This window comes from Limnohabitans sp. B9-3 (genome assembly GCF_002778325.1).
GTDB lineage: Bacteria > Pseudomonadota > Gammaproteobacteria > Burkholderiales > Burkholderiaceae_C > Limnohabitans > Limnohabitans kasalickyi.
In genome coordinates this window covers 223195-243190 of the sequence record NZ_NESI01000003.1, presented here as the reverse complement: position 1 = coordinate 243190, position 19996 = coordinate 223195, and the positions used below count along the sequence as shown (strand labels likewise).

Annotated in this window: 23 protein-coding genes and 1 pseudogene; 7 read left to right on the top strand and 17 right to left on the bottom strand. The window is 56.2% G+C overall.

Going from position 1 to position 19996, the window contains the following annotated elements; all coding sequences use genetic code 11:
- Positions 1–2: 2 nt before the first annotated feature.
- From B9Z42_RS06570 to rpsP, 6 genes are all read right to left on the bottom strand, one after another.
- Positions 3–977, bottom strand: a complete 975-nt coding sequence (locus tag B9Z42_RS06570) for a CobD/CbiB family protein (RefSeq protein ID WP_100132547.1) — start codon at positions 975–977, stop codon at positions 3–5.
- A 37-nt stretch (positions 978–1014) separates the two neighbouring features.
- Positions 1015–1689, bottom strand: coding sequence for a CoA pyrophosphatase (locus tag B9Z42_RS06565; RefSeq protein ID WP_100132546.1), 675 nt, complete (start codon positions 1687–1689; stop codon positions 1015–1017).
- A 73-nt stretch (positions 1690–1762) separates the two neighbouring features.
- The gene (rplS, locus tag B9Z42_RS06560) at positions 1763–2167 is read right to left on the bottom strand and encodes a 50S ribosomal protein L19 (RefSeq protein WP_100132545.1); all 405 of its coding nucleotides are present in this window, start codon (positions 2165–2167) and stop codon (positions 1763–1765) included.
- A gap of 90 nt (positions 2168–2257) precedes the next feature.
- Positions 2258–3019 carry a tRNA (guanosine(37)-N1)-methyltransferase TrmD gene (gene trmD / locus B9Z42_RS06555; protein ID WP_100132544.1) on the bottom strand — a complete coding sequence of 254 codons (762 nt, stop codon included), beginning with the start codon at positions 3017–3019 and terminating at the stop codon, positions 2258–2260.
- 22 nt (positions 3020–3041) lie between these two features.
- Positions 3042–3605 carry a ribosome maturation factor RimM gene (gene rimM, locus B9Z42_RS06550; RefSeq protein ID WP_100132543.1) on the bottom strand — a complete coding sequence of 188 codons (564 nt, stop codon included), beginning with the start codon at positions 3603–3605 and terminating at the stop codon, positions 3042–3044.
- Positions 3606–3627: 22 nt separating this feature from the next.
- Complete coding sequence (gene rpsP, locus B9Z42_RS06545; protein ID WP_100132542.1) at positions 3628–3879, bottom strand: 30S ribosomal protein S16; 252 nt, start codon at positions 3877–3879, stop codon at positions 3628–3630.
- A gap of 111 nt (positions 3880–3990) precedes the next feature.
- Between rpsP and B9Z42_RS06540 the strand changes: the two genes are divergently transcribed.
- Positions 3991–4437: a hypothetical protein gene (locus B9Z42_RS06540; RefSeq protein ID WP_100132541.1), complete on the top strand. Its 447-nt coding sequence runs from the start codon at positions 3991–3993 to the stop codon at positions 4435–4437.
- A gap of 1 nt (position 4438) precedes the next feature.
- Here the strand turns inward: B9Z42_RS06540 and B9Z42_RS06535 are convergent, their stop codons facing one another.
- From B9Z42_RS06535 to B9Z42_RS06505, 7 genes are all read right to left on the bottom strand, one after another.
- Positions 4439–5449 (bottom strand): inorganic phosphate transporter, encoded by a 1011-nt coding sequence (locus tag B9Z42_RS06535; protein ID WP_100132540.1) that lies wholly within the window; start codon positions 5447–5449, stop codon positions 4439–4441.
- 16 nt (positions 5450–5465) lie between these two features.
- Positions 5466–6113, bottom strand: a complete 648-nt coding sequence (locus B9Z42_RS06530; protein ID WP_100132539.1) for a DUF47 domain-containing protein — start codon at positions 6111–6113, stop codon at positions 5466–5468.
- Positions 6114–6225: 112 nt separating this feature from the next.
- A complete protein-coding gene (gene folK / locus B9Z42_RS06525) occupies positions 6226–6714 on the bottom strand; it encodes a 2-amino-4-hydroxy-6-hydroxymethyldihydropteridine diphosphokinase (protein ID WP_100132538.1) in 489 nt (162 codons plus the stop codon).
- 9 nt (positions 6715–6723) lie between these two features.
- Complete coding sequence (gene pcnB, locus B9Z42_RS06520; protein WP_100132537.1) at positions 6724–8268, bottom strand: polynucleotide adenylyltransferase PcnB; 1545 nt, start codon at positions 8266–8268, stop codon at positions 6724–6726.
- Positions 8265–8936 carry an HAD family phosphatase gene (locus B9Z42_RS06515; RefSeq protein ID WP_100132536.1) on the bottom strand — a complete coding sequence of 224 codons (672 nt, stop codon included), beginning with the start codon at positions 8934–8936 and terminating at the stop codon, positions 8265–8267. Before B9Z42_RS06515 ends, pcnB begins: the two co-directional genes overlap by 4 nt.
- Positions 8936–9622 (bottom strand): DnaA regulatory inactivator Hda, encoded by a 687-nt coding sequence (gene hda, locus B9Z42_RS06510; protein ID WP_100132535.1) that lies wholly within the window; start codon positions 9620–9622, stop codon positions 8936–8938. The genes B9Z42_RS06515 and hda overlap by 1 nt, the downstream gene beginning before the upstream one ends.
- Before the next feature lie 6 nt (positions 9623–9628).
- Positions 9629–10702, bottom strand: coding sequence for an AI-2E family transporter (locus B9Z42_RS06505; protein WP_100132534.1), 1074 nt, complete (start codon positions 10700–10702; stop codon positions 9629–9631).
- Positions 10703–10785: 83 nt separating this feature from the next.
- Here B9Z42_RS06505 and purM point away from each other — a divergent pair, with 83 nt between their 5' ends.
- Positions 10786–11814: a phosphoribosylformylglycinamidine cyclo-ligase gene (gene purM / locus B9Z42_RS06500; protein ID WP_100132775.1), complete on the top strand. Its 1029-nt coding sequence runs from the start codon at positions 10786–10788 to the stop codon at positions 11812–11814.
- A 55-nt stretch (positions 11815–11869) separates the two neighbouring features.
- Here purM and B9Z42_RS06495 read toward each other — a convergent pair.
- Both B9Z42_RS06495 and murJ read right to left on the bottom strand, forming a co-directional pair.
- Positions 11870–12580 (bottom strand): annotated as a pseudogene (locus B9Z42_RS06495) (SirB1 family protein); the annotation flags it as partial.
- A gap of 12 nt (positions 12581–12592) precedes the next feature.
- On the bottom strand, positions 12593–14158 hold the full coding sequence (gene murJ, locus B9Z42_RS06490) for a murein biosynthesis integral membrane protein MurJ (RefSeq protein ID WP_100132532.1): 1566 nt from the start codon (positions 14156–14158) through the stop codon (positions 12593–12595).
- An 84-nt stretch (positions 14159–14242) separates the two neighbouring features.
- On the opposite strand from murJ, the gene rpsT reads away from it, so the two are divergent.
- Entirely contained in the window at positions 14243–14542 is a 300-nt protein-coding gene (rpsT, locus tag B9Z42_RS06485; protein WP_100132531.1) for a 30S ribosomal protein S20, read from the top strand.
- A 142-nt stretch (positions 14543–14684) separates the two neighbouring features.
- Here rpsT and B9Z42_RS06480 read toward each other — a convergent pair whose 3' ends face one another.
- Positions 14685–15002: a DUF3579 domain-containing protein gene (locus tag B9Z42_RS06480; protein ID WP_100132530.1), complete on the bottom strand. Its 318-nt coding sequence runs from the start codon at positions 15000–15002 to the stop codon at positions 14685–14687.
- 219 nt (positions 15003–15221) lie between these two features.
- Here B9Z42_RS06480 and B9Z42_RS06475 point away from each other — a divergent pair, with 219 nt between their 5' ends.
- From B9Z42_RS06475 to B9Z42_RS06465, 3 genes are read left to right on the top strand one after another with little or no spacing between them, the layout of a single operon-like run.
- A complete protein-coding gene (locus tag B9Z42_RS06475) occupies positions 15222–16418 on the top strand; it encodes an aspartate aminotransferase family protein (protein ID WP_100132529.1) in 1197 nt (398 codons plus the stop codon).
- Positions 16415–17356 (top strand): ornithine carbamoyltransferase, encoded by a 942-nt coding sequence (gene argF / locus B9Z42_RS06470; protein ID WP_100132528.1) that lies wholly within the window; start codon positions 16415–16417, stop codon positions 17354–17356. The genes B9Z42_RS06475 and argF overlap by 4 nt, the downstream gene beginning before the upstream one ends.
- Complete coding sequence (locus B9Z42_RS06465) at positions 17356–17661, top strand: YkgJ family cysteine cluster protein (protein WP_100132527.1); 306 nt, start codon at positions 17356–17358, stop codon at positions 17659–17661. The genes argF and B9Z42_RS06465 overlap by 1 nt, the downstream gene beginning before the upstream one ends.
- Positions 17662–17667: 6 nt before the next feature.
- Here B9Z42_RS06465 and B9Z42_RS06460 read toward each other — a convergent pair whose 3' ends face one another.
- A complete protein-coding gene (locus B9Z42_RS06460) occupies positions 17668–18888 on the bottom strand; it encodes an FAD-dependent monooxygenase (protein WP_100132526.1) in 1221 nt (406 codons plus the stop codon).
- A gap of 88 nt (positions 18889–18976) precedes the next feature.
- Between B9Z42_RS06460 and B9Z42_RS06455 the strand changes: the two genes are divergently transcribed.
- The gene (locus B9Z42_RS06455; RefSeq protein ID WP_100132525.1) at positions 18977–19948 is read left to right on the top strand and encodes a tripartite tricarboxylate transporter substrate binding protein; all 972 of its coding nucleotides are present in this window, start codon (positions 18977–18979) and stop codon (positions 19946–19948) included.
- The last annotated feature ends 48 nt before the right edge of the window (positions 19949–19996 follow it).

The window sequence follows — 19996 nt, the reverse complement described above, 5'->3', positions numbered from 1 at the left end:
GGTCAGCCCAACAAACGGGCCAACGTCAGCAGCGCCAGCAACACCATCCACAGCACAACACTGCGCCAAACGAGACCCACCAAACTGGCTAAATGCGCCATTTCTGGCGTACGGCCTGGCGTGCTTTCACTGTCAACGTCGTCCAGAGTTTCACCCAAGCGGGTGGCCGCGTCTGGGCGCAATGCTTCACCACCCAAACGCACATTCAATGCACCAGAAGTGGCAGACAAGACCACACCATCGTTGTCATCGGGGAAGCGCTGCGCATGGTTGCGCCAGCAATCAATGGCTTCTTCAAAATTACCGACAACGGCAAAGGCGAGCGCCGTCAACCGTGAGGGTATCCAGTCAACAGCATGCCAAGCAGCATCACCGGTATCTTGTAAGGTGTCGCTGACCCAACCCTTTTTTTGCTTATCCACATTGCGCCAATGGCGTGACACCAACTCGCTCATGCGGTAGAAAACTGCGCCTGCAGGACCCAACCCAATGGCAGCCAAGACAGAAAACCAAGCCAACACGCCAAACACATGTCGGTGCGCAGACAAAGCAGAATGTTCAATCACGTGCCGTAGCAATTCGCTGCGTGGCAAGCTCCCGACCGACACATGCTGCCAATCGGCCAGCAACTCACGGGCAAGGCGCTCATCGCCCGAATCTAGAGCGTCACGTATATCGGTGAAATGGTGGCTGAATTGGCGGAATCCAAGCGAGGCATACAAGACGCCAACGCTCCATACAACGGCCACAGGCCAGCCAAAAACGAACATCAGTGCTGCATGCAACAGCAAGGCAATGAGGGTCGGTACACCCACAGCCAGGGCCCAAGTCGTCCAAGCCAATCGGGCGTGACCCGCATCCAAGGTTTGACTTAACCAAACCACCCAAGAACGACAGCTGCGATGCACCCAACTGTTGTGCGCCAACGGACGGGCTTGTTCAATCAACAAAGCAAAAAGCAGGGCCAAAAAACTCATACGCAGATGATAGCGTTAGGCCCTTGATGCTTTGGGCTTAAGCCGACATGAATCGGTAAAAGTTGCGCAACATGCCTGCCGTCGCCCCCCAAATGAAGCGCAGATGGGGGCCGTCTTGATACGGCATGGACAGCCATTCGCGGTTCACCCCCTCGTGCTCAAACCTGTGCCAACGGTGATGCGCAGGATTCATCAAAAAAGCCAAGGGCACTTCAAAGGTGTCGGCCACCTCATCAGGGTTGGACTGCAAGTTCATCTGTGGCGAGACCATAGCCACAACGGGGGTCACAAAGAACGCCGAGCCTGTGATGTATTCAGGCAAGGTACCCAACACTTGGACATGACGCGCATCTAGCCCAACCTCTTCTTGGGCCTCACGCAAGGCCGTAGCTGTGACATTTAGATCTTCTGGATCGCACTTCCCGCCAGCAAATGCAATTTGCCCCGAGTGGGTAGACATGTGTGCGGTGCGTTGCGTCAACAACACGGTGGGCTCATCGCGCATGACCAAAGCCAACAAAACGGCGGCTTGCGCAGGGGCTCGTTCAAGGAACTTTCGCTCACGAACCAGTTCAGGTTGCCAAACAGGGGGACGGGTGAAGCGCGCTTGCAAGGCCTCGGCTGTGAAGGCGTGAAGCGGCACGGCCGGCAAGTGGTGGTCGACTTGCGACACCGCGATTTTTTGAGGGTCAAACAAAGGAAGTTGGCTCATGAAAAAAGCCGCCTCAAGCTTGTCACTCGGGGCGGCTTCTTAGCAAGCAAATCACAAGTTGTTACAAACCTGCTTATTGCGCTGCTGCTGCGGCTGCTGCGGCTTTGGAAGCTGCGGCAGACTTGCTGACCAGCTTTTCCTTGATACGTGCAGACTTACCGCTACGGTCGCGCAAGTAGTACAACTTGGCACGACGCACGTCGCCACGACGCTTGACTTCAATGCTGGCAATCAAAGGGCTGTAAGTTTGGAACGTACGCTCCACACCTTCGCCACTGGAGATCTTGCGCACGATGAAGCCGCTGTTGAGGCCACGGTTGCGTTTGGCAATCACCACGCCTTCGTAGGCCTGGACACGCTTGCGAGTGCCTTCAACCACGTTGACGCTCACAATGACGGTGTCGCCAGGTGCGAATTCGGGGATGGTTTTGCCGAGGCGAGCAATTTCTTCTGCCTCGAGAGTTTGGATCAGGTTCATGGTTTCCTCTAAAGATCTTGATCGCGCTACACAAAAGGCTTCAGGTCGCAGTGCCCGAAGCGGCCGATCAGAGGATCGAAAAGCCCACAATTATAGCGTCTTATTGGCGCTCAATACCTGCTCATCTAGTGCGGTCAGTTTGTGAGCTGCGCGGGCGGCCTCTAAAAGTTCGGGGCGCACCTGAGCCGTCAACAGCAATCGCTGGTCACGGCGCCAACGTTCAATATTGACGTGATGACCGGACAACAACTCAGGCGGAACGCCCTGCTCGGCCCATACTTCGGGGCGTGTGTAATTCGGGCAATCCAACAAGCCATCCAAGGCTGGGTTGAAGCTGTCGAGTTGGTGGCTGCCTTCGTCGTTCAAAACCCCAGGTTGCAAACGCGCCACCGCATCCAACAAGGCCATTGCAGCCAACTCGCCGCCCGACAACACAAAGTCGCCCAAGCTGATTTGGACATCCACATGCGCGTCAATGAATCGCTGATCAACGCCTTCATAACGCCCGCACAACAACACTGCACCTTGGCTGTCAGACCAATGTTGCACGGCGGGATGCCGCAGGGCTTGTCCAATGGGCGAAAACAAAACCAAAGGTGCCACTTCGCGCGCTTGTTGGCGATCCACGCGAATGGCCGCCAAACAAGCCGCCAAGGGCTCCGCCATCATGACCATACCAGGGCCACCGCCAAAGGGACGGTCATCCACACGGCGGTAATTGCCCAAGGCGAAGTCGCGTGGGTTCCACAGACGGACGTCGACCAGTTGCGACTCGTAAGCGCGGCGTGTGACGCCAATTTTGAGAAAAGGCTCAAACAGCTCAGGAAAAAGGGTAATGACGTCAAAGCGCACAAGGCGTCTTTCAGCGGTGGCGTCAGTAATCGGTGTGCCAGTCCACCGTGATACGGCGGCCGGCCAAATCGACGTTGTCGATGTAGGCGCTGACAAAAGGAATCATGCGTTCTTGGGTTTTGTCGTCTGCAACGAACTCCAGCACCAACACGGTTTGAGGGCCGGTGTGCAAGAGCTCACGGACTTGCCCCATAGCCTCACCTTCACGGTTGACGACCTCTAAGCCGAGCAAATCGACCCAGTAATACTCATCCGCATCAGGCGTTGGAAAACTAGAACGTGCGACAAAAATGCGAGCACCTTTGAGAAGCTCCGCTTGGTTGCGGTCCGTCACGTCTTGTCCGTGGGCTACCACAGAACCCGAGTGATCTTTGGCTTCAATGACTTTGAATTGAAGCGTGCCAGAAAATGTCTTGGCACCTTGCGTCGCAGGTTGTAAAAACCAGCGCTTGGAAGAAAAAAGCGCTTCCGGAGAAGCGCTGTAGGGCAAGACTTTGAACCAGCCCTTGACGCCCCAAGCATCTGCAATTCGACCCACCTCGATAGCGTCCGCAGGAAGTTCCGCAGACTCGAGGCCAAGCAGCATGGCAGGTGCAGGGACTGTCAAATTAAGCGGCTGCTTTGGCAGCTTGCTTGATCAAACGCTCAACGGTAGGTGAGCACTGAGCACCAACGCCTGTCCAGTGGGTCAGACGGTCTTGTGCAATGCGCAAGCCCTCTTCACCGCCACGAGCGATGGGGTTGTAAAAACCGATGCGCTCGATGAAGCGACCATCGCGACGGACGCGCTTGTCTGCCACAACAATGTTAAAAAATGGACGGGCTTTAGAGCCGCCGCGGGAAAGTCGGATGACGACCATGATGAATCCTTCGGGTGGTGGGTGTTTTCAACGTTTGAGACACGCGCTAAGGCCACCCGGCCTGCGACACGCTGAAAAGCCCATAAGTATAGCGCCTTACACTCACGACCTATGAAAAACAAAACCCTTGCCGCTTGGTTGGCCTTCGCAGGAGGCCCTTTGGGCTTGCATCGTTTCTATCTTTTTGGCATGTGGGACACCCTGGGCTGGCTGCTGCCAGTCCCAACCGCACTCGGGTTTTACGGCATTGAACGGGTCCAAAAGTACGGCTTAGATGATGTGGCGAGTTGGTGGCTCATCCCTTTGGCGGGATTCACGTTCGCCGCTTGTGCGCTCAACGCCATCGTTTATGCCTTGATGACGCCTGAAGTCTGGAACCGCAAGTTCAACCCAAGCGCCAACGAAGAAGCGCCGGCTGGTCAAACCGGTTGGTTGACCATCGGCGCTATCGTTTGTGCGTTGCTGATTGGGGCCACGGTGCTCATGTCTAGCATCGTGTTCAGCTTTCAACGCTACTTCGAATATCAAATCGAAGAAGCGCGGAAAATTTCTCAGTAACTCAATATAAGACCATGCTGATCCAGTAGGCCACGCCCGCCACAAAAGCGCTGGCGGGAATGGTCAAAATCCAAGCCCACACGATGCCACCCGCGACGCCCCAACGTACGGCACTGGCGCGCTGGGTCGATCCAACACCCACGATCGCACCGGTAATGGTGTGTGTCGTGGAAACAGGAATGCCCAAACCAGTGGCCAAGAACAAGGTCATGGCCCCGCCCGTTTCAGCGCAAAAACCTCCAACTGGCTTCAGTTTGGTGATCTTTTGACCCATGGTCTTCACAATCCGCCAGCCGCCAAACATGGTGCCCAGGCCAATGGCCAAGTAACAGGACACGATTGTCCAATTGGGGGGCGACGTGTCAGTGGCAGACACGTAGCCCGTTGCCACTAACAGCATCCAAATAATGCCAATCGTTTTTTGGGCATCGTTTCCGCCATGACCCAAACTGTATGCACCAGCGGAAACCAGTTGCAAACGACGGAACCATTTGTCAACGCGCGAGGGACGAAAGCTTCTGAAAATCCAAGCGACCGCAACCATCATCAACGAGCCTAGTGTGAATCCCAACAAAGGTGAGACAAAAATGAACGCCACAGTTTTCAAAATGCCAGCAGAGATCAGAGCGCTGGTGCCCGCCTTCGCAATCACAGCTCCCGAAATGCCACCAATCAGCGCGTGAGACGAGCTACTGGGAATGCCGTAGTACCAAGTGATGATGTTCCAAGTTACCGCCCCCACCAAGGCTCCAAACACCACATGGGTATCCACAATACCAGGCTGAACGATGCCCTTGCCGACCGTCGCCGCCACACTCAAGTGGAAAATGAAAATCGCTACAAAGTTAAAAAATGCAGCAAACAAAACGGCTTGGCCTGGCTTCAAAACTCCCGTAGAGACCACGGTGGCAATCGAATTTGCGGCATCGTGAAAGCCATTCATGAAATCGAACAGCAAAGCCAACGCCACCAACAAAGCGACCACCCAAAAGGCGGTTTGTGCGGTTTCCATGAATAAACCGCCTAACTCAAGAGTTCTCGAGGACCACGCCCTCGATCAAATTAGCCACGTCTTCACACTTGTCGGTGATAGTTTCCAACAACTCATAAATCGCTTTGAGTTTGATGACTTCGCGTACATCGGGCTCCTCGCGGAACAGTTTGCTCATGGCACTGCGCATGACACGGTCCGCATCTGACTCCAACTTATCAATCTCTTCGCAAGTTTTGAGTGCAGCTTCAGCGGTTGCTTGGTCCGAAATTTTTTCGAGCAAATACACAGCATCGCGCAAACGCTCACAGCACTTGACGCTCAAATCGGTCAAACGCACGATCTCATCGGTCATGTGACGAACGTCGTACAGTGCCATGGTTTCGGCCGAGTCTTGGATCAAGTCGGCCACATCATCCATGGTGTTGATGAGCGAGTGAATTTGCTCGCGATCAATCGGCGTGATGAAGGTTTTATGAATGGCACGGTTGACATCTTGGGTCACACGGTCGGCTGCGCGCTCTGCGTTGTCCACCTCTTGGTTGTACTTGTCGCGCAATATAGGGTCGTTGTAGTTAGCGACCAAGTTTGAAAATGCATGTGCAGCCTCGACGATGCGATCGGCGTGCTGGTTGAACATGACGAAAAAATTGCCCTCTGTCGGCAACAGCTTCCCAAATAGCATGGGCTCTCCTGTGAGATGAATGATTTATGACAATTTAATGACAAGAGAGTGTAAACGCTAGCTCGCTTAAAAAAGATCAATGAGGCAGTGCCCGCGATTCACAAAAAAATGATCATTCAGCGTCAGTGAACTTTTCAATCACTTGATGACTCACAGTCGCCAACAAACTCGCGCTCACGCGATCTGGACACACCTCAGCCAAAGGCACCAACACAAAAGCACGTTCTTGCCAGCGCGGATGAGGCAACGTCAACTCAGGCGTGGCTAGTTGTACATCGCCATGAAAAATGAGATCTAAATCGAGGGTGCGCGGTGCATGCCTGTAAGGCCGCTGACGCCCATGAGAATGCTCAATGTTCTGAAGTGCGTGCAACAAGTCCAAAGGGGACAACTGCGTCTCAAGCAAGGCCACCGCATTGATGAAATCAGGCCCAGAAGCTTCGTGGGGTGCCGTTCTGTAAAGCGACGAGGTGCGGACCAAACGGGTGCCGTCAATGGTCGACAGATCGCGCAAAGCCTGATGAACCTCAGCCATTGCATCACCCAAATTGGCACCCAGCGCCACATACGCCAAGACGGATGGCTCGGTTAAGAAAACCATCGAAAATGCTTACTCAGCCGCGGGTGCGCTCTCGCCACCGCCATTGGGTTTGCGACGACGGCGACGGCGTTTTTTTTCTGGCGCATCAGTTGCAGCAGACTCAGTATCTGGCCCTACCTCACGGAAGCGCGGATCATCCACGGGCTTTTCGGCACGACGCACCGAGTGAACACGGGGTGCACGCTGATTCTTTTGTTGCTCCAAGCGGACTTGCTGCAGCAGGTCTTCGCGCGTGGCGTCGTCGGCCATGCTGAACTCTTGCCACCAATCGGCCAAGACCACATCAATCTCGCCCACATCGGCACGCAAACGCATGAAGTCAAAGCCCGCACGAAAGCGCGCTTGCTCGACCATGGTCCAAGGACCGCTGCCCACGCGTTTGTCGAAACGGGGCTGCATGGTCCAAATTTCGCGCATGTCCGCGCCCAACTTGCCGCGGCCAGAGACATCGCCAATGCGCGACTCGAACACCTCGTCAATCGCATCTTGCAGCGCCGGAAACGACGGCTGTTTAACGCTTCGCTGCGCCCAAATATCGCGCACATCCGACCACAACACGCATGCCAACAAGAAGCTAGGTGCGACCGGTTTGCCTTCGCCCACGCGGCGATCGGTGTCATTGAAAGCGGCTTTGACAAATTCGTCATCCGCACGCTCCACCACGATGTCGAGCAGTGGGTAAATGCCTTTTTGCAAGCCTTGGAGCTTGAGTTGCTCAATGCTGGCCAAGGCGTGGCCGGTTTGCAACAGCTTGAGCATTTCGTCAAACAAGCGGCTTTGCGGCACATCGGCCAGCAACTTGACTGCACGCTTCAAAGGGGCCGCTGTTTTAGCTTCCAACTTGAAGCCGGACGCTGCCAATTTGGCCGCAAAACGCACCGCACGGATGATGCGCACGGGGTCTTCGCGGTAACGCAAGGCGGGGTCGCCAATCATGCGGATGACTTTTTTCTTCGCGTCAGCAATGCCGCCGTGGTAGTCGATCACGTTGCCCGTTTCGGGGTCGTAATACATGGCGTTGATGGTGAAGTCACGGCGCGCTGCATCTTGGTCTTGCGGGCCCCACACGTTGTCGCGCAACACACGACCGCTGGCGTCGACGGCGTGTTTCATGTTGGCCAGCTCTTGCTTGCTGCTGCGCTCGTTACCCTTGACTTGCTCGGCATCGGCGTTGTCCAAGTTCGCACGGAAGGTGGACACTTCAATCACGTCATGCTCACGACCACGGCCATACACCACGTGCACGATGCGGAAACGTCGGCCAATGATGAAGGCGCGACGGAATGCGGCTTTGACTTGTTCTGGCGTGGCATTGGTGGCCACGTCAAAGTCCTTGGGCTTCAGACCGAGCAACAAATCGCGCACGGCACCGCCCACGATGTAGGCCTCAAAACCACGGTCTTGCAAGGTACGGACTACGTTCAAAGCGCGCTCGTCGACCCAATCGACATTGATGCCATGCACCTTGGCAGGCACCACTTGGCGTTTGCCCAGATTGGGCTTGGTGCTGTCAGGCGATTTGCCCATCAGCTTGTTGATGAATTGTTTGATCATTGTTTTGGGAAGAGTTCCAAAATCGGCCAGCCTTTTTCTAAGGCCACGGCGCGCAGTGTGTGGTCGGGGTTGGTGGCCACGGGGTGGTTGACGCGCTCCAACAGGGGCAAATCGTTGCGGGAATCGCTGTAAAACGTGGTGTCTACATCGGCCCAGTCCAAGCCTTCGCGTGTGAGCCATTGTTGCAGACGTTGCACTTTGCCCTCGCGCAGGCTAGGCAAACCGCTGATTTCGTTGGTGAACCAACCCTTGGCATCGCGCACCAACTCGACCGCAATCAACTCGTCCACGCCAAAGGCTTTGGCAATGGGGCGGGTCACAAACTCGTTGGTGGCGGTGATGATGAGGATGCGATCGCCGGCATCACGGTGCTTTTGCACCAAAGCCAATGCTTCGGGTCGAATGGCCGGTTGAATCACCTCTTGCATGAATTGCGCATGGGCTTGAGCAGCGACTTCTGGGCTGCGCTGGCAAAACGCATCGGCTGCAAAACGCACGTAGTCGTGAATGTCCAAAGTGCCCGCTTGGTAGTGGGCATAAAACTCGTCGTTGCGCTTGATGAATGCATCACGTTCGTGCCAGCCTAAGCGCACGGTGAACTCCCCCCACGATTGGTCAGAGTCAATCGGCAACAAGGTGTGGTCGAGGTCAAATAGGGCGAGTTTCATCACATGGCTTCCAGCATAGATTTGAGCAACGGGATGGTGATGGCACGTTGTGTTTGCAAGGCGTAGCCATCCAGTTGATCGAGGAGTTGTACGAGGCTACTGAGGTCGCGACTGAAGCGCTTGAGCATGAAGTCCATCACGTCATCGCTCAAAAACACGCCACGCTCATCGGCCTGTTGACGCAGCACGGCGCGACGTTCGGGTTCGCTCAGCACCTGCAATTGAAAAATATGGCCCCAGCCCAAACGGGTTCGCAAATCTTCACGCAGCATCAACGCGGTTGGCGGCGCGTCACCCGCCGACAACACCCAGCGCTGCTGTCCATCGTCGGGCGTCATGGCGTTGACAAACCAGTTGAAGGCGGTGTGTTGTTGCAAGGCGCTGTAGAGATGCACATCGTCCAAGATCAACACCCGCCAAGCATTGTCAAACGCCGCAGGCTCAGACACCGATGCATCCATCCAGCCCACCGCACAGCCTTGGTCGCGCAGCGCGGCTTGGGCTGCGCGCAGCAAATGGGTTTTGCCAGAACTGCCTTCCCCCCACAAATAAGTAGGCACCGGTGAACGTAGATCGCTGGCCACCCACAACTGAATGTGCTGCCAAGGCGCCAAATTGGGGCCCGCCAAAAAATTGGTCAGCGTGGGGCCAGAAACCAAACCAATATCGAGCGCGATTTGCTGCATGCGATCTCAAATACCCCGATACATGGGGCTGGCTTGGTACTGCGCGCGCAAACGACGAATCGCCACCAGCAACACGGCACTGACAGGCAAAGCCACCAAAACACCGACAAAACCAAACAGTTCGCCAAACGCCATCAACGCAAAGATGACATGCAGGGGGTGCAGACCAATACGTTCGCCCACCAAACGCGGGGTCAACAAAAAGCTCTCAATCAGCTGACCCAACCCATAGACCACCGCCACCATCAGCATGGCTTCACTGGGCGCAAACTGCAACACACCCGCCAACACCGCCAGCACCAGTCCGAGGCCAAAGCCCACGTAAGGCACAAACACGGCCAAGCCGGTGAACACACCAATGGGGAACGCCAGCTCTAAGCCAAATGCCCACAGCGCCAAGCTGTAATAGACCGCCAACAAGGCCATAACCGACAACTGGCCGCGAAGGTATTGGCCCAACACATCGTCACACTCAGAGACAAAGTTATCGTAAGCCGCGCGTGCGGGCAGGGGCACCAGCGCTTCCACATGGCGCACCAAGCGTTGCCAATCAGCCAACAAATAAAAGAGCACCACCGGAATCAGCACCAAGTTACCCACCACGGTCAGGGCCACGCTGCCGCCAATGCGCAATGAGTTCAGCGCTTGCTTGAGGCCGTCTTCAAACGAGGTGCTGAAGTTTTGCAATACAAAGGCTTTGATGCTGGCACTGTCCAACATGACTGGAATGCCTTTGGCTTGCAACCAAGGCGCAATGTCGGTTTGCAAGCGCTCGACCAGCAACGGCAGTTGGTCGCGCATGCGCGGCAACTCGTGGGCCAAGATGGGAATCAGCAAAGTAAACAGCGCCACCAGCAGCAGCAAAAACAGCACCTCGACCAACACCACCGCCATCAAGCGGGGCAAGCGGCGTCCAAACAGGCGCTGCAAACCGCGCACCAGAGGGCTCAGCACATAGGCCAGCACAGCCGCCACCACGAACGGCATCAACACAGGACCCAGCAACCACAAAAAAAGCGCGGTCACAGCCGACAGGCCGATCCAGGCTAAGACATGTTGTTGCGCGGGGTTGAATTGCATACAGCGGGTGGAGGTGTTGGCTCTAAAATTACGTGTTGATTCTATCGGCGCGCACCTTCTGCTCGCCCCAGCACATTCTCATCATGAACAAACCCCTTTCCTACAAAGACGCCGGTGTCGACATTGACGCTGGCGACGCCTTGGTCGAACGCATCAAACCCCTGGCCAAAAAAACCATGCGCGAGGGCGTGTTGGCAGGCATTGGCGGATTTGGCGCTCTGTTTGAAGTGCCCAAGCGCTACAAAGAACCCGTGCTGGTGAGCGGCACCGACGGCGTGGGCACCAAACTCAAGCTCGCGTTTGAATGGCAAATGCACGACACCGTGGGCATCGATTTGGTGGCCATGAGCGTGAACGACGTTTTGGTGCAAGGCGCAGAGCCTCTGTTCTTCCTCGACTACTTTGCGTGCGGCAAATTGCACATCGACACGGCCGCAGCGGTTGTGGGAGGCATTGCCAAAGGTTGCGAGCTGTCAGGCTGCGCATTGATCGGCGGTGAAACTGCTGAAATGCCAGGTATGTACCCCGATGGCGAATACGACTTGGCAGGATTTGCGGTGGGTGCCGTTGAAAAATCCAAAATCTTGACCGGTCAAGACGTCAAACCTGGCGATGTGGTGCTGGGCTTGGCCTCTGCTGGTGTGCACTCCAACGGCTTCTCGCTGGTACGCAAGGTGATCGACCGCGCAGGTGCCAACGCCCCCGTCACCCTAGATGGCAAGCCCTTCAAAGAAGCCATCATGGCCCCCACCCGCTTGTATGTGAAGAGCGTGTTGGCCGCGTTGGCCACCCAACCCATCAAAGCGCTGGCGCACATCACGGGCGGTGGTTTGCTTGAAAACATCCCACGCGTCTTGCCAGAAGGCATGGCCGCGCACTTGACCAAGGGCAGCTGGCCACAAACCGAGCTGTTCGCTTGGTTGCAAAGCACAGCGGGTATTGACGACATTGAGATGAACCGCACGTTCAACAACGGCATTGGCATGGTGGTGGTCATCGACGCTGCCCACGCCGAGGCCTGCGCAGAGGTGCTGCGCGCGCACGGCGAGCAAGTGCACACCATTGGCGTGATTGCCGAACGCGGCGACACGGCGGCGGTGTTGGTGCAATAACCTTGCTTCAATCAGAGCCGAACACAGGCCCGAAGGGCTGTTAGTCGGCGTCAGGCGCCTCAGGAATCAACACCTGCAGGCGCTTTTTCACGAGCGCAAGACGTGGCGCGTCGTTGTGGCTGACGTAGACCTCTTCCAAATTACGTAGCATACGGGCCATGATTTCTCGGGGTGTGGCCGTGCGCAAACATTGTTTGAGCAAGTCATCCGACACCTCACCGTTGCGCACCAAGCCAGACTCGTTGTAAAGCGGCATCAATCGCTCCATCAGGTCCTCTTTGCCCAAGGAGCGGCCAGAAAAAGGATCGATCACCGCCATGCCATCGTGCGGATGGGGCAAACGGACTTTGACCAAAAAATGCCCCGGAAAACTCACCCCCTGCGCCTCCAGCCCAAGGCCCGTCGCCAACTCCAGCCACAACACGGCCAAACTGATGGGAATGCCGCGACGCGTGCGCAGCACCACATGTAAAAAGCTGTTGTCAGGGTCGTAGTAATCGTTCAGGTTGCCACCAAATCCCAGCTCATCGAAGAAAAACTGGTTCAACAAACGCAATTTTTGTAGCGCGCCTGAATCCGCTGGCAACCGTTGCTTAAGGCGTCCGACGAGTTGATCAACTTGGTCAAGCACTTGCTGAATGTCGAATTCGGGGTATTCGTCTTGCGCCAAACTCGCGGCTGCTTCGAGCAACGGAAAGTGGGCATCGCTCTGCACCAGAGACTCAAAGTATTCAAGTGCAGTGGGTACCTCTAAATTGAAATTCATGCAACTCGCCTTTCATCGACGCAACAAAACACGCAGCTTTAAGCCTGTGAGTGACAGCGTACCAAAGTACAACAGCGCACTGCCTGCCAACACGCCCGCCATCAAACCCACGCGCAAAAACGGTGTGGCGTGCAAAGCCGTCCAATCCCAAAACTGAGCAGCCCAAGTCAGCCACCCACCCAGCACGGCGCACGCCACCAGTACTTGTAATACAAAGCGCAACCAGCCCGCGCTCATCACATACGTGCCGTTATGGCGCAAGCCCCATAGCAGCCAAGCCGCGTTGACCAAGGCACCCAAGCCAATAGAGAGGGCCAAACCAGCATGGGCCAAGTAAGGGACCAGCACCAAATTAAGCAGTTGTGTGATGACCAACACCGCCACCGCAATGCGCACCGGCGTGCGTATGTTTTGACTGGCGTAATAACCGGGTGCCAGCACCTTGATGGCCACCAACCCGAGCAAGCCCACGCCATAGCCCATCAAGGCAAGCGTGGTTTGCTGCACATCGTGCGCACTGAACGCCCCGTAGTTGTAAAGCACCGCGACCAGGGCTTTGGAAAACACGAGCAAAGCCAACGCACAAGGAACGCCTAGCACCACCACCAAACGCAAACCCCAGTCCAGCATGTCTGAGTATTTGGCCGTGTCATTGGCCGCTTTGGCAGCAGAGAGCTGGGGCATCAGCACCACACCCAACGCCACACCCAACAAAGCGGTCGGAAACTCCATCAAACGATCGGCATAACTGAGCCAGCTCACGCTGCCCGCCACCAAGTGCGAAGCAATTTGGGTATTGATCAACAGCGAAATTTGCGCAACGCTCACGCCCAGCAAGGCGGGCACCATGAGCTGCAAGATGCGCTTAGGACCCGGGCCTGACCAAGCGTGACGAATATCGCGCCAACGTAAGCCAATGCGTGGCAACAGCCCCAAACGACGCAGTGCCACCAGTTGCACACTGAGTTGCGCCAGACCGCCCAGCATGACGCCGCCAGCCAAGGCATAAATGGGCGGCACACCCAAGCTGCCCAACCACGGCCCGCCCCACCAAGCCGCCACGATCATCGACACATTCAGCAAAACTGGCGTGGCCGCTGGCACCGCAAAGCGCTTCCAAGTGTTGAGCACCCCCGCCGCCAGCGCCACCAACGACATGAAAGCGATGTAGGGAAACATCCAACGGGTCAAGACCACAGCCACCTCAAAACCCTCGGATGACTGTTGCAAACCACTGGCCATGGCCCACACCAACCAAGGCGCGGCTAAAACGCCCAAAACAGAGGTCACAAAAAGCGCCCACGCCAACAACGTCGCGACTTGGCTGATCAATGCATGGGTCGCCTCATCGCCTTGCTGCTGGCGGCTGGCCGCCAAAACAGGCACAAAGGCTTGGCTGAAGGCGCCCTCAGCAAACAAGCGTCTAAACAAATTGGGAATCCGAAACGCCACATTGAAGGCATCGGTCAAGGCGCTGGCACCGAAGGTGGAGGCAATGAGGAGTTCACGCATCAAACCCGTGATGCGTGAAATGAGGGTCAAGCCCGAGACGATGGAAGCAGATTTGAACAGTGACACGGCTCTGAGTGTAGCGAGCGCTGCGTTTATGGCTACAATCGTGGGCTTTGCTGGCATCATCCACAAACCTCTAGGAAACTCATCATGGCATCAGCTAAACCCAAGAAAAAAAACCCACGTCTGGCATCAGGTCGTAAACGCGTCCGCCAAGACATCAAAATCAATGCCGCCAACACCTCGTTGCGCTCGAAGTACCGCACCGCGGTGAAGAACGTCGAGAAAGCCGTTTTGGCTGGCGACAAAACCAAAGCCACCGAACTGTTTGCCAAGATGCAAGCTGTGGTGGACACGGTTGCCGACAAAGGCATCTTCCACAAGAACAAAGCTGCTCGCGATAAGAGCCGCCTCTCCACCAAGGTCAAGGCCTTGGCACTTGCCGCCTGATCACTCAGGCAAACAGCCCGGCTTGATCCGTCAAGCCGCCGTTTGTAACGGGTGCGCTGCCAGCAAAGAAAAAGCAAAAAGCCGCTGTGAAGCGGCTTTTTTGTTGCCTCGACTTTTTCAAGCCAAGCGCCAAGGTTCTACGTTATTTGGGGGGAGGCTCGGGCAAAAGACAAGCTTCGACCACTTGCAAGCCGTTGTCTTTGGCAAAGTTCATCACAAAACTCCAAGCCATAGGCTCTTCATCGCGCAAGTCGGTATGAACAATCACGCACTTGTTGCCCTCCAAGGTATTGGGCACACACCAAGGCGAATAGCTCAAATGGCTACCCGGCGTTGCGCCGCCTGGGCGAAACTGGCTCATCACACCCGCCAAACGCTCAGCCCAATCGCTGGGGCGGAATGTGCGTCCTTCTTGGGTGAGTCCCAGGATAAATACTTCTTTGGCAGAGGGTGAGACCATCGGGTAGATGCTGAATGTTGGGCTTGAGCGAAGGGGGATCTCCCTCTGTCGCCAGTGTGTCATGCATTCTATCTTATATAAGACTTATGGCTTTTTAGCGTCATGCGGGTGCCAGGGCGAACGTCGCGAGGCAGTTTCACGAAAGCGTCAAAAGCTGCCTCTAAAATCACGCTTCAACGGCTCAACCTTCGTTGGGTCGTTTTTATTTTTGGAGTTGACATGACCACGCCTGCCGCATCCCCTCATTGCATGAACACCTATGGCCGCCTGCCAATGACTGTGTCGCATGGCCGAGGTTTGCGCGTGTGGGATGTCGACGGCAAGTGTTATCTCGACGCCTTGGCTGGCATCGCCGTCAACACCTTGGGCCACGCTCACCCCAAGCTCACCCCCGCCTTGCAAGACCAAGTGGGAAAGATGATGCACAGCTGCAACTACTACCACATCCCCTTGCAAGAAGCACTGGCAGCCAAGCTGGTCGAGTTGTCGGGCATGACCAACGTGTTCTTTTGCAACAGCGGCTTGGAAGCCAATGAAGCAGCGCTGAAACTGGCGCGCAAGTTCGGTCATATGAAGGGCATTGAGTCGCCAGAGATCGTGGTCTACGAAAAGTCCTTCCATGGCCGCTCATTGGCGACCCTTGCCGCCACGGGTAACGACAAAATCAAAGAAGGTTTTGGACCCATGATGGGTGGATTCGTCCGCGTACCTGTGAACGACATCGACGCACTGAAAAAAGCCACTGAAGGCAACCCCAATGTGGTGGCGGTGTTCATGGAAGCCATCCAAGGCGAAGGTGGCGTGACGCCCATGCGCGCTGAGTACATGCAGCAAGTTCGCCAGCTGTGCGACGCCCGCGATTGGCTCATGATGATTGACGAAGTGCAATGCGGCATGGGCCGCACGGGCAAATGGTTTGCACACCAATGGGCAGGCATCGTGCCTGACCTGATGCCTTTGGCCAAAGGCTTGGGTTCTGGCGTGCCGATTGGTGCGGTGGTGGCTGGCCCCAAAGCTGCCCACATCTTCCAACCGGGCAACCATGGCACCACCTTTGGTGGTAACCCGCTGTCGATGCGCGCCGGTGTAGAAACCATCCGCATCATGGAAGAAGACCAATTGCTCAACAACGTGAGCCAAGTCAGCGCTCACCTCCACGCAGCACTCCACCGAGAGCTTGATGGCGTGCAAGGCGTTAAAGAAATTCGCGGCCAAGGCTTGATGATTGGCATCGACCTCGACCGTTCATGTGGCGCGTTGATGCAACGTGCACTCGACGCGGGCTTGTTGCTCAGCGTGACGGCAGACAGCGTGGTGCGTTTGGTGCCACCGCTCATCATCACCGAGGCAGAGGCCGACGAAGTGGTGGCCATCCTTGTGCCGCTTATCAAAACTTTCTTGGCAGAAGCCGCATGACCCAAACGCTGAAACACTACCTGCAATTCACCGACCTCACGGCCGATGAATACGCCTACTTGTTCACACGGGCTGCGTTCATCAAAAAGAAATTCAAAGCCTACGAGAAGCACCATTCACTAGCCGACCGTACGATGGCCATGATTTTCGAAAAAGCCTCTACGCGTACCCGTGTGAGCTTTGAAGCCGGTATGTACCAGCTGGGTGGTTCGGTGGTGCACTTAACCACGGGCGACAGCCAACTCGGACGCGCAGAGCCCATCGAAGACAGCGCCAAAGTCATCAGCCGCATGACTGACTTGGTCATGATCCGCACTTACGGGCAAGACAAGATCAACACCTTTGCCGCCAATTCGCGCGTGCCCGTCATCAACGGCTTGACCAACGAATTTCACCCCTGCCAAATCATGGCGGACTTGTTCACCTTCATCGAACACCGCGGCTTGACCGCGCATCCCCTAGAGTGCCTCAAAGGCAAAGTGGTGGCTTGGGTGGGTGATGGCAACAACATGGCCAACACCTGGCTGCAGGCGGCCGATATGCTGGGCTTTACCGTTCACGTCAGCACGCCAAGTGGCTATGAAGTCGACCCCGCCATTGCAGGCCTCAGCAACAGCGATTGCTACAAAGTTTTTACCGACCCCATGCAAGCTTGCCAAGGGGCAGACTTGGTCACCACCGACGTGTGGACCAGCATGGGCTATGAGGCTGAAAACGAAGCGCGCAAACAAGCCTTCAACGATTGGTGCGTGGACGCCGACATGATGGCGGCCGCCAAACCCGACGCGCTGTTCATGCATTGCTTGCCCGCTCACCGTGGCGAAGAAGTGTCGGCGGACGTGATCGATGGCCCGCAATCGGTCGTATGGGACGAAGCCGAAAACCGCATGCATGTGCAAAAGGCGCTCATGGAGTACCTGCTGCTCGGACGTCAGTGATGTCGGCCTGCACCAGTTGCGGTGCATGCTGCGCCAACTTTCGGGTCGATTTCAGCGTGGAGGAAATGGATACACACGGCGGCTCTGTGCCGTCAGGTTTGGGCCAAGAGCTCACGTCGACGATGTGCCGCATGCGCGGCACCGATTACTCCCCGCCGCGTTGCGCAGCACTCAGCGGCAAAGTGGGCGAAAAAGCCACTTGCGGCATTTACGAATGGCGCCCCTCCCCTTGCAGAGAGTTTGAAGAAGGCAGCGATGCGTGCCAACGTGCACGCATGCGCCACGGATTGCCTGCACTTAGCTAAAGAGGTTCAAGGCTGACGGTAGCCGTAGAGCCAGGGCACATCCATCAAACGCGAGCCCATCAGGCGCAAGCCTAGATCGCGCCCCACGCGCAGAGGCCCAGAGGCATGAAATATTTGCCCATTGCGAATCGCCCTCGCCTGCACTCGCGCATTGCGTTGCCAGCGGACGCTGGCAAACTCCTGCAATCGTTCGGGCACATTCGCTGCTGATGCACCCAGTAATTTTTCAGCCAATGCATGTGCGTCTTCAATTGCCATGCCTGCGCCTTGCGCCAAATACGGCAGCATGGGGTGTGCGGCGTCGCCCACCAAAGCCACACGGCCTTGCACATGCTGTTGTGGGCCCTGCATAGCGGGTCTGCCGCACAAAGGCCACAAACGCCAATCGCGACAGGCAGCCATCAAATCAATCAACGGACGACAAGCACCACGTAGGGCGTAGTGCAGTTCGGCCACAGTTTGCGATTCAGACTTCTTGGCATTCCATGTTTGCAAAACCTGCAAGTCGTGCGCATCGCTATCCAGCAAACGCCCTTCGGTCAAACACACCACATTCAAATACTCACCGCCTCGCACGGGGTAGCTCACCACGTGGGCTTGCGAACCCATCCACACCGACACATCTTGACTACGAAATTTCACAGGTAAATCGGCTTGTGCCACCAAGGCTCGGTAGGCGATGTGCCCCGTGAAGCTTGGCAAACCGTCCCCTAAAAGTTGTTGGCGTAGCGGGCTCCACACACCATCAGCAGCCAAGGCCATAGCCGCAGTGTGCTGCTGCCATTGCGCGTGCTGCATGACATCCAACACCACATCATCCGAAGATTGGCTCACCTTCTGCACCACAGCGTCGCTGATCACCGTGACACCTTCGCGCGATGCTGCCTGCCATAACAGGCCATGTAAATCAGCGCGATGAAGGGTGGCATAAGGCGCACCATATGTTGCAGTCGCGTCTTTCAAAGGCAGTGTGGCAAACACCTCTCCTGTTGTCATGCTGCGCGCATGCAAGCCCGAAGGAAATGCTGCCACCTGCGTGAGGGCATCACCCAAACCCCAAGCTTGCAAAATGCGGGTCACATTTGGGCCTAGCTGCACACCAGCACCCACTTCTGAAAACGCGCCAGCCCGTTCAAACACGCTAGATTGCCAGCCTGCACGCGCAGCCGCGAAGCCTGCTGCCATGCCTGCAATGCCACCTCCTGCAATCAACACACTTCGATTCATGGACGTGATTGTGCTATGCCGGCAGCGTCCAAAGTTCTCAAGCAGGGACCTGTGCTTTGTTACATTTAAAAATAAGGAGACTCCGACCATGAAACGCCGCGCCCTCATTCAAGCCACGGCCAGTGCCAGCTTGCTGCCACTGTTCGCACAAGCCCAAGACAAATACCCCACCAAAACGATCACATGGATCTGCCCCTACGCGGCAGGTGGTAACGCCGACAGCCGTTCTCGCCAAGTCGCCAAAGCCATGGGCAGCATCTTGGGGCAGCCCATCATCATCGACAACAAAGCGGGTGCAGGCGGCAACATTGGCACCGAAGCCATTGCCCGTGGCAAGCCAGACGGCTACACCCTAGGTATGGGCAACTTCGCCCCCTTGGCCGTCAACCAAGCCTTGTTCAAAAAGCTCAACTTCGACCCACTCAACGACCTCACACCCATTTGCTTGATCGAGCGCGGCCCGCTCATTTTGATGGTGCGCAACGACTCGCCTTACAAAACGGTGAAAGACCTCGTAGCAGCAGCCAAAGCATCCCCTGGCAAACTTAGCTACGCCTCTGGCGGCATCGGCGGTTCACACCATTTGAGCGGCGCCTTGTTTGAGCATGAAGCAGGCATCGACATGATTCATGCCCCCTACAAAAGCGGCTCTGCTGGCGCTACAGATTTGATGAGCGGCCAAGTGCACATGATGTTTGAACAAATGTATGCCGCCATGCCCGCTATCCAAGGTGGACGCATGCGTGCCCTGGCCATCACCAGCAAAAAACGCTCTCCTCTTTTGCCCGATCTGCCCACCATGGGAGAGCAAGGCTACCCAGCAGTGGAAGTGCTGAATTGGCAAGGCCTGATTGGTCCCAAAGGCATGTCGCCTGAGCTGGTCAAGCAACTCAACACCGTGTGCAACCAAGCGCTGCAAACGGCTGAGGTGAAAGACAAAATCTTGAGTCAAGGCAACGAGGTGGGCGGCGGCACGCCCGAGCAATTTGCGGCCCTCATCAAGGCTGAAGCTCCCCGCTGGGCCAAAGTGGTACGAGACGCAAAAATCGATCCTGAGTGATTTTTAGCCACGCATAAAAAAACCCGCAAGGCTCGCGCTTTGCGGGTT